At 40.4% G+C, this 17,750-nt stretch carries 8 protein-coding genes and 1 pseudogene; 3 read left to right on the top strand and 6 right to left on the bottom strand.

Annotated features, from left to right (window positions below; all coding sequences use genetic code 11):
- On the bottom strand, positions 1-324 hold the full coding sequence (locus BLS35_RS07735) for a hypothetical protein (protein WP_090779484.1): 324 nt from the start codon (positions 322-324) through the stop codon (positions 1-3).
- A gap of 175 nt (positions 325-499) precedes the next feature.
- On the opposite strand from BLS35_RS07735, the gene BLS35_RS07730 reads away from it, so the two are divergent.
- The gene (locus BLS35_RS07730; RefSeq protein WP_090779482.1) at positions 500-1,720 is read left to right on the top strand and encodes a dicarboxylate/amino acid:cation symporter; all 1,221 of its coding nucleotides are present in this window, start codon (positions 500-502) and stop codon (positions 1,718-1,720) included.
- Here BLS35_RS07730 and BLS35_RS07725 read toward each other — a convergent pair.
- Entirely contained in the window at positions 1,717-3,852 is a 2,136-nt protein-coding gene (locus BLS35_RS07725) for an ATP-binding protein (protein WP_165973203.1), read from the bottom strand. The genes BLS35_RS07730 and BLS35_RS07725 overlap by 4 nt on opposite strands.
- 339 nt (positions 3,853-4,191) lie before the next feature.
- On the opposite strand from BLS35_RS07725, the gene BLS35_RS07720 reads away from it, so the two are divergent.
- Positions 4,192-5,163 (top strand): c-type cytochrome, encoded by a 972-nt coding sequence (locus BLS35_RS07720; protein ID WP_090779476.1) that lies wholly within the window; start codon positions 4,192-4,194, stop codon positions 5,161-5,163.
- A 22-nt stretch (positions 5,164-5,185) separates the two neighbouring features.
- On the opposite strand, the gene BLS35_RS07715 is transcribed toward BLS35_RS07720, so the two are convergent.
- From BLS35_RS07715 to BLS35_RS07705, 4 genes and pseudogenes are all read right to left on the bottom strand, one after another.
- Positions 5,186-6,859: an MBG domain-containing protein gene (locus BLS35_RS07715; RefSeq protein WP_090779474.1), complete on the bottom strand. Its 1,674-nt coding sequence runs from the start codon at positions 6,857-6,859 to the stop codon at positions 5,186-5,188.
- Positions 6,860-6,904: 45 nt separating this feature from the next.
- Positions 6,905-6,967 (bottom strand): annotated as a pseudogene (locus BLS35_RS28365) (MBG domain-containing protein); the annotation flags it as partial.
- 11 nt (positions 6,968-6,978) lie between these two features.
- Positions 6,979-15,816 carry an MBG domain-containing protein gene (locus BLS35_RS07710; RefSeq protein WP_090779472.1) on the bottom strand — a complete coding sequence of 2,946 codons (8,838 nt, stop codon included), beginning with the start codon at positions 15,814-15,816 and terminating at the stop codon, positions 6,979-6,981.
- 137 nt (positions 15,817-15,953) lie between these two features.
- Positions 15,954-16,943, bottom strand: a complete 990-nt coding sequence (locus BLS35_RS07705) for a helix-turn-helix domain-containing protein (RefSeq protein ID WP_090779470.1) — start codon at positions 16,941-16,943, stop codon at positions 15,954-15,956.
- A 237-nt stretch (positions 16,944-17,180) separates the two neighbouring features.
- Here BLS35_RS07705 and BLS35_RS07700 point away from each other — a divergent pair, with 237 nt between their 5' ends.
- Positions 17,181-17,372, top strand: coding sequence for a cold-shock protein (locus BLS35_RS07700; protein ID WP_090779468.1), 192 nt, complete (start codon positions 17,181-17,183; stop codon positions 17,370-17,372).
- Positions 17,373-17,750 lie beyond the last annotated feature (378 nt).

Raw genomic sequence — 17,750 nt, 5'->3', positions numbered from 1 at the left:
TCAATGCTTAATTTCCACCAGGAGTTCCATATAAAGCCAATACAAACTCAACAAGCCTTTTTCTATAAACTCCAGCCTCTCTTTTTGCTTATTGTCAAACCCAACTTTTTCTATGGTTATTTTTGAAATGATCCGATAGACAATTAACTTTCGCTGAATCAGATAATATCCAGATTTATCCGGGTTCAACGCTGCAAATATTTCTGCGTCCTCCTGTAAATCTCTGCACTTGTCAAGAAAAAATGGATCTGATATTTCATCCTCGTAAGTACCATCCATGATGCTGGATACAATGTCTTCAAATACGTCTAAATCTGTCGTCATATGCGTTTGAGTTTATATTTCGGCTAAAACACAAAAGAGCCACACGACACAAAACTAGCCATTGTGTTGCTCTTTTAGGCACATACGTAAAAAAAAAGAAGACGGATTTCGGCTTTTTAAATAAATTTATCAATCATTAATATTTAATATATTTAGGTAACCAATACTAATTGTAATGAAAGGTTACTTAAAAAATTATAGTGGAATTATCTGGCTGTTGACTGGAATTATTGTTGGCAGCATTGCTGGATTGGTATTTGGTAAAAAGGTTGAGGTTTTAAAACCAATAGGTGACATCTTTTTAAATCTCTTATTTACGGCGGTAATACCGCTGGTTTTTTTCGCCATATCATCAGCTATTGCAAATATTAAGCCTTCCGAAAAATTAAGCAAAATGATGGGAATCACTGGCATCGTATTCCTTGCTACCGTCTTGATTTCTGCTATATTAACCATAGTTGCAGTTAAAATATTCCCAGTACATGAATCCTTAGGTACCGCTACACTTACTGAACAGGTTAATGAAAAGCCATTTGCAGATCAACTTGCCGGGCTCTTCACGACTTCAGAGTTTTTTGAACTACTCTCCCGTAAGAGTATGCTGGCCATGATTATCTTCGCCGTTATTATCGGCTTTGCTACCCAAAGATCAGGAAAAGAAGGTAGCGGATTTGCTTCATTTCTTCATTCAGGAAATGAAGTCTTTAAAAACGTATTCACTTTGATCATGAAAGTAGGTCCGGTTGGACTTGGTGCATACTTCGCCTACCAAGTTGGCGTATTTGGTCCACAATTATTTGGCACTTATGCCAAGTCACTAGGCCTCTATTATAGCTTTGGTGCATTTTATTTCGTAGCTATATTTAGCCTATATGCATTTGTAGCAGGAGGCATAAATGGCATAAAGCGTTATTGGAAAAACAACATTATTCCCTCCGCGACTGCCGTTGGCACCTGCAGCAGCATTGCTACTATTCCAGCCAATCTAGATGCCGCAAAGAAAATGGGAATTCCAGATTACATTGCCAATGTAACCATCCCACTTGGTGCAACCCTACACAAAGATGGTTCGAGTATCTCTTCAATTGTTAAAATGGCCGTTGTCTTTGCCCTCTTTGGAAAAGGCTTTGATACTGCCGATGCCATTGTGCTCGCATTGGGTATGACCGTATTGGTGAGTGTTGTAGAAGGCGGAATACCTAATGGCGGCTACGTTGGCGAGTTGTTGTTTATTTCTGCCTATGGACTCCCAATCGAAGCCTTACCGCCCGCAATGATTATCGGAACATTGGTAGATCCGATGGCAACTTTATTAAATGCTACCGGAGATACCGCAGCCTCGATGCTGGTCACCAGATTTACTGAAGGTAAACAATGGATAAAAAATAGTATCTAATCGATATAATCAAGGATTTTTTCGATCAATTCTATCTCTGTAAATGGTTTGATGATGTAATCATTTACTCCTGCAGAAAAATAAGTATCATGCACCTCAGCACTAATTTCACCTGTTAAAGCAATGATTGGAATGCCCGATTTCTTATGATCCTTGTTGGCTCTGATTATTTTGGCAAACTCTATTCCATCCACTTCTGGCATTTGAATGTCGGTTAACACCATATCGTATTTATTTTGCTTAATCAACTGAAGCGCCTCAGCCGCACTTGTTGCAGTATCAAAGCTAATTCCATGCTTTTTAAAAATCATTTTAATCACCAGCAGGTTCATATCAGAATCATCAACCACTAAAATGTGAATATTTTTAAAACGATCACTTTTGATAATCATTTGCTGTTGTTGTTCAAGATTTTCTTCTCCATCAAGGACAATGCGATAAGGCAACTCAACCGTAAAGGTTGTTCCCTTACCTGGCGTACTTTCAACACTTATTTTGCCCTTATGTAAATCCACCAGCTTTTTACTAATGGTTAGCCCAAGCCCTGAGCCTACTTGCCAATCATTACGTTTAGAATCTATCACCTGCGAAAACTCATTAAATATAACCGGAATATTTGCCGCCGATATACCAATACCGGTATCTATAACCTTAACAATCAGCAATACATTCTTTTCATCAGTTCGCTTTACATCTACCTTAATACTCACCTTTCCTTTATCTGTAAATTTAATGGCGTTTGCCGTTAAATTCATGATAATCTGTTTTAAACGATAAGGATCCCCATCTAGCAATAGGTCGGGAGCACCGTCCTGAAGCAGTTCGAGTTTTAACTTTTTCTGATCAGCCAACACTCTTGTTGTATCTGCTACTTCTTTTAAAATGCGTTGATATTTGAAAGGTGTTTTTGCAAGGGATAATTTTTTGGTTTCCAAGCGCGAAAAATCAAGTACTTCATTAACAGCAGAAAGTAGCATCGAAGAAGAAGTATCCAACAGTCTAGACATCACCTTTTGATCATCGTTTAAAGGCGTTGATTTGAGTTGCTCAGAGACACCAATAATCGCATTTAAAGGGGTTCGCATCTCGTGACTGATACTGGTGAAAAGTCTGGATTTACTGACCACCTGCTCAGCAGCCAACTTATTCGCTTTCATGGTCCTATTGTAAGCACTATAAAGCTTGTACAGCAAGAATATAATTCCCAAATAGGACAAGAAGCTGATTATAAAGTTTAGTTTACCCGACCAATCGATGCTATTCAAAGAGTGCTTTGCCTTATTTTTTAGCGCATTTTTTCTTGCAATCTCATTTAAATTGATATTGACTTTATATTCCTTAAATAGCAGCTTAATATTCTCAAATATCCGTTCATTTAAAGTTAAAATAGCTTGTTCCTTTTCTGTTAGCTTAACGTGGTTCTTTTTTTGATCTTCCAATAAGCCTTTATAATAATTCGTAATTCGCTCCAGTTGTTTTTTGTTGTAAGCTTCCACCCCATTTTCAACAGGCTCATAAGTGGTTTCGGTTTTTCTTATTTTAGAAGTGTCTGCCGGATCAGGTTTGTTTAAGATCGCACTTTTAATGCGCTGAAAAAACTTTTTCTTTTTCGCAGTCGGTTCAGTTTTTATTTCTTCTATCTCAACCACCTTCTTCACAGTCGCTTTTGGAAACTTTTTTGCCGACAACAAGCTTTTGCTGATCTTATCTACATTAAGCTGTAGGTTAATATTTGTAATGGAATCGGCCAGTTTCTTAATTTCTCCATAAAGCAACATTTGCTTCCGCTTATTGGTTAAGTCCCCCACAATGCTACCCGAAATATTTCTATTGTCTTCTAGAGATAGGCCAGCCAAAATGGCAGAAATTGATTTGATCTCACCTGTATACTTCACAAAATACTCGGGCTTCCATAATGCCGTATACATCCTAAAATCATTCTCGGCAACCTGCAAGCTTAAAGTAATGGTATCCAATTTAGAGAGCTGAAGATTATTTGTATCCAATTCCCTCAAGGTAGTAGTTAATGTCTTTTGTTCTGATTGCTGTGCAATAGAATTGCGAAACAGGAGCGTAATAAACACGATAATAACACCAAATATGACCAGAAAAGAACGTTGATTTTTTCTCATTAGATAATGCTTATTTGTTTGCCTTAGTTCCATCCCTTTGCCAATAAGTATGCCAAAATCAAAGGCTAAGAAGAGCCAAATCAGAATATTTTACATAAAATTCGTTACAAAATTAACATTTTATATATTTAAGAAACCAAACATACCTTAGAATAAACAAATACAATCCAAAAAACCCGACATAACTATATACCTTGCAGTTTTTTTGAAAAAAAAAGAACCTATGACGAACAAAATTGTTTTCCGTATTTCGTCGACGAAATGAATATTTATGTCTACGTTATTTTAATCAGTGAATAATACTATGGATTTTTAACCAAAAGAAAAACTACATATAGAATGAAAATTTTAAAAATACTCGGGATAGTGGTCGCTTTTGTGATCCTGCTTGCATTTGCTGGGGGTCTGTACATTAACATCGCCTTACCAGACACCGGAGCAACAACGGTGGTAAAAATAGAGCCGAGTCCAGTACGCTTAGAACGAGGGCGCTACCTGGCAAATCACGTGGCAGCTTGTATGGATTGCCACGGCACTCGCAACTGGGCTTTATTTTCGGGTCCCCCTGTAAGCGGATCTTTGGGTAAAGGGGGTGAGGTTTTTGATCAAAACATGGGATTTCCGGGGAAAATCCACGCAGCGAACATCACCCCACATGCTTTAGGAAATTGGACTGATGGAGAAATTTTAAAAGCCATTACTACGGGTGTTAATAAAAATGGAAAAGCATTATTTCCGTTGATGGGCTACCAAAGATTTGGAAGAATGGATAAAGAAGATATTTATAGCATCATTGCCTATATCCGCAGCTTAAAAGCAATACAAAATGAAGTGCCAACTACCGAATTAGATTTCCCGGTAAGCCTAATCAATAAAATGAGCCCTAAACCAGCGGATTTCCAGAAAATTCCTGATATACAAGATACCGTTAAATATGGAGCTTATTTAGTTAATGCAGCCGGCTGTGTGGATTGCCATAGTAAAATGGATAAAGGAGCCATTATTGCCGGCACTGAATTTGGTGGTGGAATGGAATTTAAACAGCCAGCAGGTACAATTAGATCGAGTAACATTACCATGCATAAGACCAATGGATTGGGCAACTGGACTAAAGAAATGTTCGTTCAGAAATTTAAGACCTATGCAGATAGTACCACTAAGCTACCAACTATAACCAAGACCGATTTAAATACGCCAATGCCCTGGACCATGTATGCAGGAATGACGAAAAATGATCTGGGCGCAATTTATACTTATTTAAAAAGCCTAAAACCACTTGACAATAAAGTTGAAATAAGAACCAATCTATAGATTGGTTCTTATTTCAACTACCTCATTGATTTCTAATAATGGTGATATACCCTTTTTTAAATTCTTTTCCATTACCAAAATCAATGTAGTAATAATAAGTCCCCTCTTCCAGCGCTGTACCATTTACAGTGCCATCCCAATCATTTTTATAATCCCTTAGCCACAATAGTACTCTACCTGCCCTATCAAATATTTTGATCTTATGGCCTGGAAACATATCAATGTTATTCACAAGCCAGTAATCGTTGATACCGTCACCATTTGGCGTAATTAAATTAGTGGAATTTACAGCCATCAAACTTTCAACAACTTCTATTTTAATGGTCTGCCTACTGCTACGCCCATATTGATTAGTCCCTGTCACCGTATAAGTAGCCGTAACTGAAGGACGTACACTAAGTATTGCAGTATTTTGCCCTATTATAGGGCCATTAACGTCCGACCATTGATAACTCACAGCCCCAGATGCAGTAAGAATGGTTGTCTCCCCCTTGTTAATGCTATTTCCTTTGCTGCTCACAATCGTAATTATAGGTGCAGGATTGTCCATTATTTTTAATACCTGTGTAATGGGTATCGCCGCAGCATAATTTACATTTCCAGCCTGACTAGCGGTAATGCTAACTGTTCCTGCCTTTAGTAGCTGTACTTCATTTCCATTGATGATCCTGGCAATAGTTGGATCACTGCTACTGTAAGTAACAATCAAACCTGAACTCGCTGTTGCATTTAGGGTAAATACAGGATCTGTCGACAACTTATCTGCAAGTGCAGCAAAGCTGATTGTTTGATTAATATTACCTATAATTAAAGTCCCTGATACGTTAGTTGCAATGTAATTCGCGTTTACTAAACTGGCTTCCACAGTATGTGCTCCCGCTGAAGTTGGAGGAACATTACCACCATTATAAGTTACAGTTACTCCCGTTAGATTTGCAGGATTAGTCGTTACAGTGATTGTTTTGGCTGTTCCATCATAATTTTGGGAGAGATTGCTCAGTGCAAGTGTGGCAACCGCTTTTCCAATTACCAGACTACCTGTTGTAGTGGTAAGCACATAATTAGAATTTGTTAAGCTAGCTACAACTGTATAGGTTCCAGCTAGGATTGGTAATGTAGCACTTCCATTGTAGGTAAATGTAACCCCAGACAAGCCTGAAGGATTAGTCACTGCGGTTGCAGATTTTGCAGTGCCGTCGTAAGTTTGAGATAGATTATTCAATGTAATCGTAGCCGTTGCTTTACCAATCACCAAGCTACCTGCTGCATTAATGGCTGTATAATTTGCATTTGTCAAACTAGCCACTACAGCATAAGTACCCGCAACAGTTGGCAAAGTTGCCGATCCATCATAAGTAATTGAAACTCCTGATAAGCCAACAGGATTGGTGGTTGCTGTTGCCGATTTTGCTGTACCATCGTAAGTAGCGGTCAGGTTGCTAAGAGAAAGAATAGCCGTTCCTTTACCAATCACTAAACTGCCCGTTGCATCCGTTGCGGTATAATTGGCATTGTTTAAACTAGCAACTACAGCATAAGTGCCCGCGGCTGTTGGTAAAGTTGCGGATCCATCATAAGTAATGGAGACACCAGTTAGGCCAACAGGATTAGTGGTTGCTGTTGCCGATTTTGCTGTACCATCGTAAGTAGCGGTCAGGTTGCTAAGAGAAAGAATAGCCGTTCCTTTACCAATCACTAAACTGCCCGTTGCATCCGTTGCGGTATAATTGGCATTGTTTAAACTAGCAACTACAGCATAAGTGCCCGCGGCTGTTGGTAAAGTTGCGGATCCATCATAAGTAATGGAGACACCAGTTAGGCCAACAGGATTAGCAGCTGCTGTGCTGATTTTGCTGTACCATCGTAAGTAGCGGTCAGGTTGCTAAGAGAAAGAATAGCCGTTCCTTTACCAATCACTAAACTGCCTGTTACATCAGCAGCTGCATAATTCGCATTTGTCAAACTAGCCACTATAGCATAAGTACCCGCGGCTGTTGGTAAAGTTGCGGATCCATCATAAGTAATGGAGACACCAGTTAGCCCAACAGGATTAGTGGTCACTGTTGCCGATTTTCCGGTACCATCGTAAGTTTGAGATGAATTGCTAAGTGCAAGTGTCGCTGTCCCTTTGCCAATCACTAAACTACCTGTTGCATCGGTTGCCATATAATTCGCATTGTTTAAACTAGCAATTACCGCATAAGTACCCGCAGCTGTTGGTAAAGTTGCCGATCCATCATAAGTAATCGAGACACCAGATAACCCAACTGGATTAGTAGTTGCTGTTGCAGATTTTGCAGTACCATCATAAGCTTGAGTCAAATTGCTCAATGCAAGCGTAGCAGTTCCTTTAGCGATTACCAAACTACCTGTTGCATCAACCGCTGTATAATTTGCATTAGTCAAACTAGCCACTACAGCATAAGTACCCGCGGCTGTTGGTAAAGTTGCCGATCCATCATAAGTAATCGAGACACCGGATAACCCAACTGGATTAGCAGTTGCTGTCGCAGATTTCCCCGTACCATCGTAAGTTTGAGACAAATTGCTTAGTGAAATCGTAGCAATTCCTTTGCCGATCACTAAATTACCTGTTACATCCGTTGCGGTATAATTGGCATTGTTTAAACTAGCAACTACAGCATAAGTACCTGCAGCTGTTGGTAAAGTTGCCGATCCATCATAAGTAATCGAGACACCGGATAACCCAACTGGATTGGTTGTCGCTGTTACAGATTTTGCTGTACCATCATAAGTCTGAGTCAAATTGCTCAGCGTAAGAGTGGCCGTTCCTTTGCCAATTACTAAACTACCTGTTGCATCAGCGGCTGTGTAATTTGCATTACTCAAACTGGCCACTACGTCATAGGTACCCGTAGCTGTTGGCAAAGTTGCAGATCCATCATAAGTAATCGAAACACCCGATAATCCTACAGGATTAGTCGTCACCGTTGTCGATTTTGCTGTGCCATCATAAGCTTGAGACAAATTGCTCAGTGTAAGAGTAGCCGTACCTTTACCGATTACCAAACTCCCTGTTGCACCAGCTGCTGTATAATTTGCATTAGTCAAACTAGCCACTACGGCATAAGTGCCCGCGGCTGTTGGCAAAGTTGCCGATCCATCATAGGTAATTGAAACGCCAGACAAACCAGCAGGACTAGTCGTAACCGTAACAGATTTTGCAGTCCCATCGTAAGTCTGAGACAAATTGCTTAATGAAATCGTAGCAATTCCTTTGCCGATCACTAAATTACCTGTTACATCCACTGCAGTATAATTGGCATTGTTTAAACTAGCCACTACAGCATAACTACCCGCAGCTGTTGGCAAAGGTGCTAATCCGTCATAGGTAATAGAGACACCAGATAATCCAGCAGGATTAGTTGTCGCTGTTGCAGATTTCCCTGTACCATCGTAAGTAGCAGTCAAACCACTTAAAGTTAGTGTAGCCGTCCCTTTGCCAATCACTAAATTGCCCGTTACATCAGCTGCTGTATAATTCGCATTACTCAAACTAGCCACTACAGCATAAGTACCCCCAGCGGTTGGTATAGTAGTGGAACCATCATAGGTAATTGAAACGCCAGACAAACCTGCAGGACTAGTTGTTACTGTTGCCGATTTTGCAGTACCATCATAAGCTTGAGACAAATTACTAAGTGTAAGTATCGCAGTTCCTTTGCCGATCACTAAATTACCTGTTACATCCGTTGCGGTATAATTGGCATTGTTTAAACTAGCCACTACAGCATAAGTACCCGCAGCTGTTGGCAAAGTTGCCGATCCATCATAAGTAATCGAGACACCAGATAATCCTACAGGATTAGTCGTCACCGTTGCCGATTTCGCTGTGCCATCATAAGCTTGAGACAAATTGCTCAGTGTAAGAGTAGCCGTTCCTTTACCGATTACCAAACTCCCTGTTGCACCAGTTGCTGTATAATTTGCATTAGTCAAACTAGCCACCACGGCATAAGTACCCGGAGCTGTTGGTAAAGTTGCCGATCCATCATAAGTAATCGAGACACCAGATAACCCAATTGGATTAGTAGTTGCTGTTGCAGATTTTCCCGTACCATCGTAAGTTTGAGACAAATTACTAAGTGTAAGTGTCGCTGTTCCTTTACCAATCACCAAACTACCTGTTGCGTCAGCGGCCGTATAGTTTGCGTTAGTCAAACTAGCCACTACGGCATAAATACCCGCAGCTGTTGGTAAAGTTGCCGATCCATCATAAGTAATGGAGACACCGGATAACCCAACAGGATTAGTGGCAACCGTCGCCGATTTTGCGGTGCCATCGTAAGTGGCAGTTAAACCACTTAAGGTTAACGTAGCTGTTCCTTTACCAATCACTAAACTACCTGTTACATCAGAAGCTGCATAATTCGCATTAGTCAAACTAGCCACTACCGCATAAGTACCCGTAGCTATTGGCAAAGTTGCCGATCCATCATAAGTAATGGAGACACCAGATAATCCAACAGGATTAGTCGTCACTGTGGCAGATTTCGCACTTCCATCATAAGCTTGAGACAAATTGCTCAATGCAAGTGTGGCTGTCCCTTTACCAATCACTAAATTGCCCGTTGCATCAGCTGCTGTATAATCCGCATTAGTCAAACTGGCCACTACAGCATAAGTCCCCACAGCAGTTGGTATAGTAGTAGAGCCATCATAGGTAATCGAAATACCAGATAAGCCAACAGGATTAGTCGTCACTGTGGCAGATTTCACACTTCCATCATAAGCTTGAGACAAATTGCCCAGGGTAAGAGAGGCCGTTCCTTTACCAATCACCAAATTACCTATTACATCAGCTGCCGTATAATTTGCATGAGTCAAACTGGCAACTACGACATACGTACCCGCGGCTGTTGGCAACGTTGTCGATCCGTCATAGGTAATAGAGACTCCAGATAATCCAGCTGGATTAGTCGTCACTGTTGCAGATTTTGCGGTACCATCATAAGTCTGAGTCAAGCCACCTAAGGTAAGTGTAGCTGTTCCTTTACCAATCACTAAACCAGCCGTCACATTAGCGGCCGTGTAGTTCGCATTGTTTAAACTAGCCACTACGGCATAGGTACCCGCAGCTATAGGCAGGGTTGTTGATCCATTATAAGTAATCGAAACACCAGATAAACCGGCAGGATTGGTTGTTGCTGTTGCAGATTTTGCTGTACCATCGTAAGTAGCGGTCAGGTTGCTAAGAGAAAGCGTAGCTGTTCCTTTGCCAATTACCAAACTGCCTGTTACATCAGCGGCTGTGTAGTCTGCATTGCTTAAACTGGCAACTACAGCGTAAGTTCCAACTGCAATTGGTGCAATGGTTGAACCATCATAGGTAATGGAAACACCCGATAAACCAACAGGATTAGTAGTTACGGTTGCAGATTTTTGCGTGCCATCGTAAACCGCAGTTAAGTTGCTTAAACTAAGTGTAGCCGTACCTTTTCCTACAGTTAATAAACGGGGTACATTAGGGGCTGCATTATAAGCAGCATTACCGGCTTGTGAAGCCGTTATCATAGTCGTTCCCACGCCAACAATGGTTACCGCATTTCCGCTTACGGTAGCAACCGTATGGTTTGAACTGGTATAAGTTACCGGATTCCCGGATCCGCCACCCGTTGCCGTTAAGTTAAAATCTGGATCACCTAAGTTTTTAGCTATCAGTGCCGCAAAAATGATGACCTGATCTTCAAGTGCCCTTGTAACAGTAATTGTATATTCCTTAACGGTAATTCCGAGTTCATCAGTCACTTTCACAATAATGGTATTGCTTCCTACATTTAAAGACAAGGGATCTGAAACTGCGCCACTAACAACAGCTTGTGCTGCGCTTCCATTAACGCTAACCTCAATACTAGAATTAACAAAAGCAGCTGTAGGAGTTATAGTTAAGGAGCTTGTTTCGAACGGAACAGCAGCGGTATAATTTAAAACAGCAGATGAAAAAGCCGGAGACAGCGTCCCCTCACTTAACAACAATGCGGAAAGATTCGCATTAATTAAGGTAACAGTTGTGGTAGGCGTATATGCACCATGACCTGTTAAACTATTCTTATCAGCCCTTAGCCGATAATAGTAACTGTCAGTTTGAGATAAACCAGTAATACTCTGTGAAAGTCCTGTTACAGTAAATGGAGACCCTATCACCGGCGAAACAAAGTTTTTGTCTGTTGCTACGTCAAGTATATAATTATCTACCGTCCCCACTGCCGGGCTTGTCCAGTTTGCTGTAAATCCAGTCGCAGACACAGCTGTCTGGCTTGTTGGTACAGGTAAAACCATAGCATAACTTTCTACCCAATTGCTTTGTGGCCCTATCAGGGAGAAATCAGACAAGGTACCGTTGTATCCAAAAGTTCCCTGATCAGTAAGAACGGTACTTTGACTTGTAATACCTTGATCAAAATTATAATGAGCGACTAGTGTGGATGGTTGAACAGGGTTGGTGTTCAACATATCTGTTTGTATATTTAATGCCGACAAAGCAGAACTGTAAATCTTCACTTCATCTATATCACCCTGAAAAAAAGTACTCTCATTTGTACTCTTACCAATCGTAAGATAATGTGTCGCATCCAGAAGCAAAGGATTACCACTTAAACTTCCACTTCCAACTTCTATTCCATTTGCATAAACTCTAAAGCTTGTAGGCGTAACCACATAAGCCACATGCAACCAGTGGTTTACTTCATACTTATAATTGGCATCTGCGGTATTGGTCATCCATGAACTGCCGGTTCCTATATCCGCATGTATTTTATTACCCCCAACCAATTGTATATCAAAAGAGTTGTCACCACTTTCTCTGGTACTGATAATATGCATAGTTTTAGTTGCATTTGTGGGCCTTACCCAAGCCATTACAGTAAAATTCCCTGAAACAACTCTTGCCTGCGGCAGCACACTTACATAATCCTTGGAACCGTCAAAATTTAGTGCATTACCAGGTGGTGTGTAGCTCTGCATGGTAGCTACCATGGTTTTGGAAAAAGCGCCTGTTCCTGTAACACTCAATTTATCTGCACTTACCCTATAATAATAATTTGTACCTAATGCTAAACCAGTAAAGGTATGTGAGGCGCCTGAAACCGTAAAAGGAGAACCGATAACTGGCATAGTAAAATTGGCATCAGTAGCCATCTGTAACACATAGCCATTGTCTACCTTACCTATTTCTGGCGAAAGCCATTTTGCTTCAAAGCTAGATTCAGATAAACTCAAGGCTGGAGCTGTGCCTGGTACAACCATTGCGTAACTCTCTACCCAATTGCTAGTTACTCCTGTTGCAGCAAAACTATTCAGCGTCCCATCATAAACCTTGGCACTTTTATCTTTTAAGGTAACAATGCCTATATTGTTTCCCTGTACTTGTCCCTCATCAAAATCAAACCAGGCTACTAAATCTGAATACATAGGCGGATAGGTACTCACCATATCTGCTTGAATATTGGCCTGACTCATAGCCTTATTATAAATCCTAACTTCATCAAGATCGCCTTTAAAATAAGTGTTCTCCGTATCGTTGTTACCCAATTGTAAAATATGGTTGGCATCCATTAACAGGGGTATCCCTGAGAAAGTTCCATTACCAGCCAGCTCTCCATTGATATAAATTTGATATCCTGTAGGTGATACGATATAAGCAATATGCATCCAACGGCCAGTACTATAATCAAAAGTAGCATCCGCAGCATTGGAAAGCCAGCCCCCACTGCTACCGATATTGCTATGAATGGTATTTCCATTTTTAAGTTGAATATCAAAGCCAAACCCACCTGTTGATTTGGTACTGAGGATATGCATAGTTTTACTGACATCAGTTGGACGTACCCAAGCCTGTACCGTAAAACTGCCACTTATAGTCGCGGCCGGAGCTGCGAAAGTTACTTTATCGTCAACCCCGTCGAAATTTAAAGCTGCCGAAAGTATTTGTGTCTCATAAGCCCCCATATCGATTGTTCCGTCTGCTTTTCTGGGGTTCCCTTTCACATCGGTCATAATTGCTGAAAGATCCGGACTCTGGCCTGAGTTGAAAAAAGTATTGTTACCTGCGTTAATGGCAGGACTACCCAGCTGTATACGATAATCACCTTTAAGGACATCTCTAAAAAGCGGATCTACACTGAGATTTCCCGTTCCTGGAGCGGCTTCCTGCAATAAACTGTAACTGATAGTTGGAGAACTGGTACGATTGTAAATCTTTGCATCCGGACCACTGTTGCTCCAAATGATACTGTTACGGATCACAACATCATTTGTAAAAAAATTTTCCATTGCCCCGCCACGTATACTTGCATAGTTTCCGGCAATGGTTACATTGGTTAAAATTGGAGACATTTCAGAAATAAATAAACCACCGCCCCGCTCACTTTTATTATTAATAATGGATACGTTAGTCAGTTGAGGAGAAGAAGCCATGCGGTAAGAGATCCCACCACCAAAACGAAGCGCCTCATTTTCCGAAACGATAGAATTAATAATTATCGGAGATGCAGATTCAGAATATACTGCACCCCCATATTGCGTGCTATAGTTTCTAGTCATCAAAACATTCTTAAATACAGGGGCTCCGACTCTTATGGATACAGCACCACCACTACCACCACCAGGTCCGTAGATTGCGGCATTGTCACTTATGCTTGAGTTGGTAAGGGTAAATGAAGAAGTTTTACTTTCTATGCCCGCTCCAAAACCATTTGTTTTATTCCAGCTGATCACCAAATTGTCCATGATTGGCTGTGAGCTTTCTATATTCATCCCCCCTCCTGTATCCCCATAGTTGCCTATAATATTCAGGTTTCTTAACCTTGGTGAAGAAGACTTTAGGACCATCCCACCGGCATCAGAATTTACAAACTGGATACCATTTATCGTCCTGTATATCCCATAGTTTCCATTGCCCCCAGTAATGGTAAAACCATCTAATATGGCCTGTCCAACTTCGCCCATACTAAATACGACATGGTAGGCATTATCACCCCGGTTAACAATGTCAAAAGTACTCTTAGCCCCCACCCGCACATCGTCATTGTTAAAATCACCACTTAAAATACTTTTGTTAGCCATTTGCGTCAAATCTCTTTCGGCCAAACGGGTTTCAGTTCCCGCAAAACCTCCATAAACCATCACATCTGCTTTCAACAAAAACGAATTAAGCTGATCCTTAATCGTGATCAAATTCAGGTCTTCCGGTTTACGATTGGGTTGATATGTACCGGCTGCAACGAAAACAGAATCAAAAGCAATTGAATTGTTAATCATCAACTGGAGATCATCCGATGCATTTTGCCAGGAGAGTCCGTCTTTGGTCCCTGTTCCCACTTGTTTTACATATCTTTTAATGGGTGTGATCCGACTTACCATTATGGTATAGATTCTACTAGCAGGACCATCGCTGACCTTTATTTTAATGGTATTCATTCCTATGTTCAGGGGAACAACATTTTGGCTTCCAGAGGTCAAACCCTGAAATCCCCCAGCATTGATATCCATTTCTATCAGGGCAGCCGGATTACCTTGTGTAGCAACCAGCTTTACCGAACTTGCAGCAACAATTGCAGTGTATGAGAGTTGATTTGTCGAAAATGGCTGTAACAATCCCCCTCCGCTAAGGGTAAGTGCGGAAAGTTTGTCAAAAGCTGTTACCGTAGTAGCCGTCACTATTTCGGACCATACTCCTTGCCCAGTGACACTTGCTTTATCTGGCTTTACCCGATAATAATAAGTAACGTCCGATAAAGCAGATACCGTTTTCGAGGTTCCTGTTACCGTAAAGGGTGAGCCGACTATAGGCTCAGTAAAATCTGACCTAGTCGACACCTCCAACAGGTAATTGTCTACAATTCCATTAGCTGTCGCTGTCCAGTTGGCCGTAAACTCATTAGGCCCTATTCCCGTAGTTGTAGGCCCTTCTGCCATAACCATGGCGTAACTCTCTACCCATGATGATCCTGCACCAGTCACAGTTCCATCATAACCATTCCCGCTTAGATCATTTAACGTACTTCCTGACTGCTCAAAATTATAGTAAGCCAGCAATTGCGTGGGCAAAGATGAAGCTGTATTCAACATCTCAGCCTTTACATCTGCAGCCGTAAGCGTTGCGCTATACACCTTTACCTCATCTATTTTTCCTTTAAAATAGGTGTTTTCAGTTGCATTTTTACCAATAACAATCTTATGCGTGGCATCAAGTAACAAGGGGCTTCCCGAAAATGTTCCAGCACCAACCTCTATACCATTTGCATAGATTTTATATCCTGTTGGCGACACCGTATAGGCAATATGCAGCCACTGATTACTGATATACTTAAAAGCGGCATCTGCGGCAGTAGTCATAAAACCACTGCCATTTCCTATATCTGCATGTAGCCTATTCCCGTCAACAACTTGCATATCAAAAGAACCATCACCAGTCTCCCGGGTACTAAAAATGTGCATCGCACCAGAGGTGCTTTCCGGCATTACCCAAGCCATTACGGTAAAGTTATCTGCAATCCTGGTACTTTTAGCGGGAACGGTTACATATTGTGTACCGGTAAAGCGGAGCGCATTACCTGGTTGGGCATATAATTTAGAATTTGAGCAAAGGTAAGCAAGAATAAAAAATATGGAATAAGTAAGGATTTTTCTCATGTACGGAATCTAATTTTACGAACACGAAATTAAAGCGCATTTTTTCCAGAATGCGAACAACCTTGTCCTGATTCATTAAACAGGACAAACTTTTATTATCCCAAAAGAAAACGCGCTGACTAAGAACCTGATAAGGACTAAACTAGTTTTTCTGTTTTAATATTTCGGGCATATTGAATGGGACTTATACCTACCAATTTTTTAAAAGCACTATAAAATGCACTTCTTGACGCAAAACCGGCATTCCCTGCTAATGCTTCAATGGTAAAATACTGGACAGCTTCTGGATTAGCCATTAGGGTTTTAATATAATTGACCCGATAAGTATTGATAAAATCAACAAACCTTAACTTATAATAGTGATTTAAAACTGATGATAGTTTATTTGGCGAAATATCGAGCTCATCCGCCAGAATCCTTAAAGAAATGTCTTGCCTTCTAAAAGTTTCATGAACTTTAATGTGTTCTTCAATTTTGCGGTATAAGGATTCTGTCTCTTCATCTTTTTTTAAGGATAAAGCATGCTGCTTCTGAATTTTAATTAAGGTTAACGGCTTTACGTCCAGAAGTGAAGCAACACACTCCAGCGGCAATCGTTCAAGGTATCCAGGTTTGTTTTTAATGAAGTATAAATATCTTTCTTTGGCATTTCCAACCCTAACAATATAAGTACGCTCCTGAGCATCTTTATAATACTGCTCGACCATTACCCTGAATAAAAAGTTAAGATCAAAATGAGATAAAAACAATCTTTGAAGCGTGTCATAGTGCATGGCCAATAAGCTCACATCCTCCACAGCCACAATGGCTTCTTTTGACACGTTATCACCAAACAGACCGGAAATAGAACTGACAAACTCATTCTCTACAGATATATAGGTTACAATCTGTTTGCCGTTGTGGGTTGCCCGTCCCATAAGTGCACCCTTCTTAATAAAGTACATATAATGGCAAACACAGCCTTCTTCTACCAAAACTTCATTTTTACCAAGATCCAAAGCGATAATATTGGTATAAAACTCTTGAATTAGCGATTCGCTCATGGGATAAACCCTGCTCAGTAATTGAACAACGGCTTCAATATCTTCCTGAGCCACTTCATGCGATGATTTTTCTGTGGTAAACAAAATATGATACGTTAATATTAATCCTTCAAAAGTAATAGTAAAACTTACAATTGCAAGGTATCTCTTTAATTAGCATCCTTTTACCGAGATTAAGTCCCAAAGGGGACAAATTTCAGAGAAAGAGCCGTTCAGACATAATTTAATTTGTTTTGAAGCGTCAAAAAATATTATATTGCATTATTGTTTAACACCAATACTATAATAATACCTATACTTAAAATTTAAATTGACATTGCAATGCCAGAAGGAACAGTAAAATTTTTTAATGAGTCAAAAGGATTTGGATTCATCGTACCATCAAATGGTGACCCAGAAATTTTTGTACACGTTACAGGCCTTATTGATAAGGTAAGAGAAAACGACCACGTTACATACGAGGTTGAAAATGGTAAAAAAGGCTTAAATGCAACGAAAGTAAAACTTAGCTAAGCCCAGGACATCAAAAAAGCATCCACCTAGAGGGTGCTTTTTTTTAACATAAGATTGCGATATCGATTCTAGATATTTCAATAAAAGCCCAAATTTGGATTTGAAAAAACCAGCAAAATCGGGCAATTCCAATTTTAAATCAAATCTTAATCAGCCCTGCAGGAGACTAGTACCCTCGTTCTTAACATGGTCGTACCAAACTCCGGTCTGGCTCGGACCTCGTTCGGACCTTGTTCGGTAAAATCCAATTCAAACCTATCTAGCAATAGTATAGCAGTAAAACTGATGAGCGCTGTGCATACCGCTTCAATTTCGACCTCATAAAAACCTGAAAAAAATTATTATGGGGTAAAAACACTTAAAAATAAATCGGTTTTT

Source organism: Pedobacter sp. ok626, from assembly GCF_900100435.1.
GTDB lineage: Bacteria > Bacteroidota > Bacteroidia > Sphingobacteriales > Sphingobacteriaceae > Pedobacter.
This window is presented reverse-complemented; position numbering and strand designations above follow the sequence as displayed.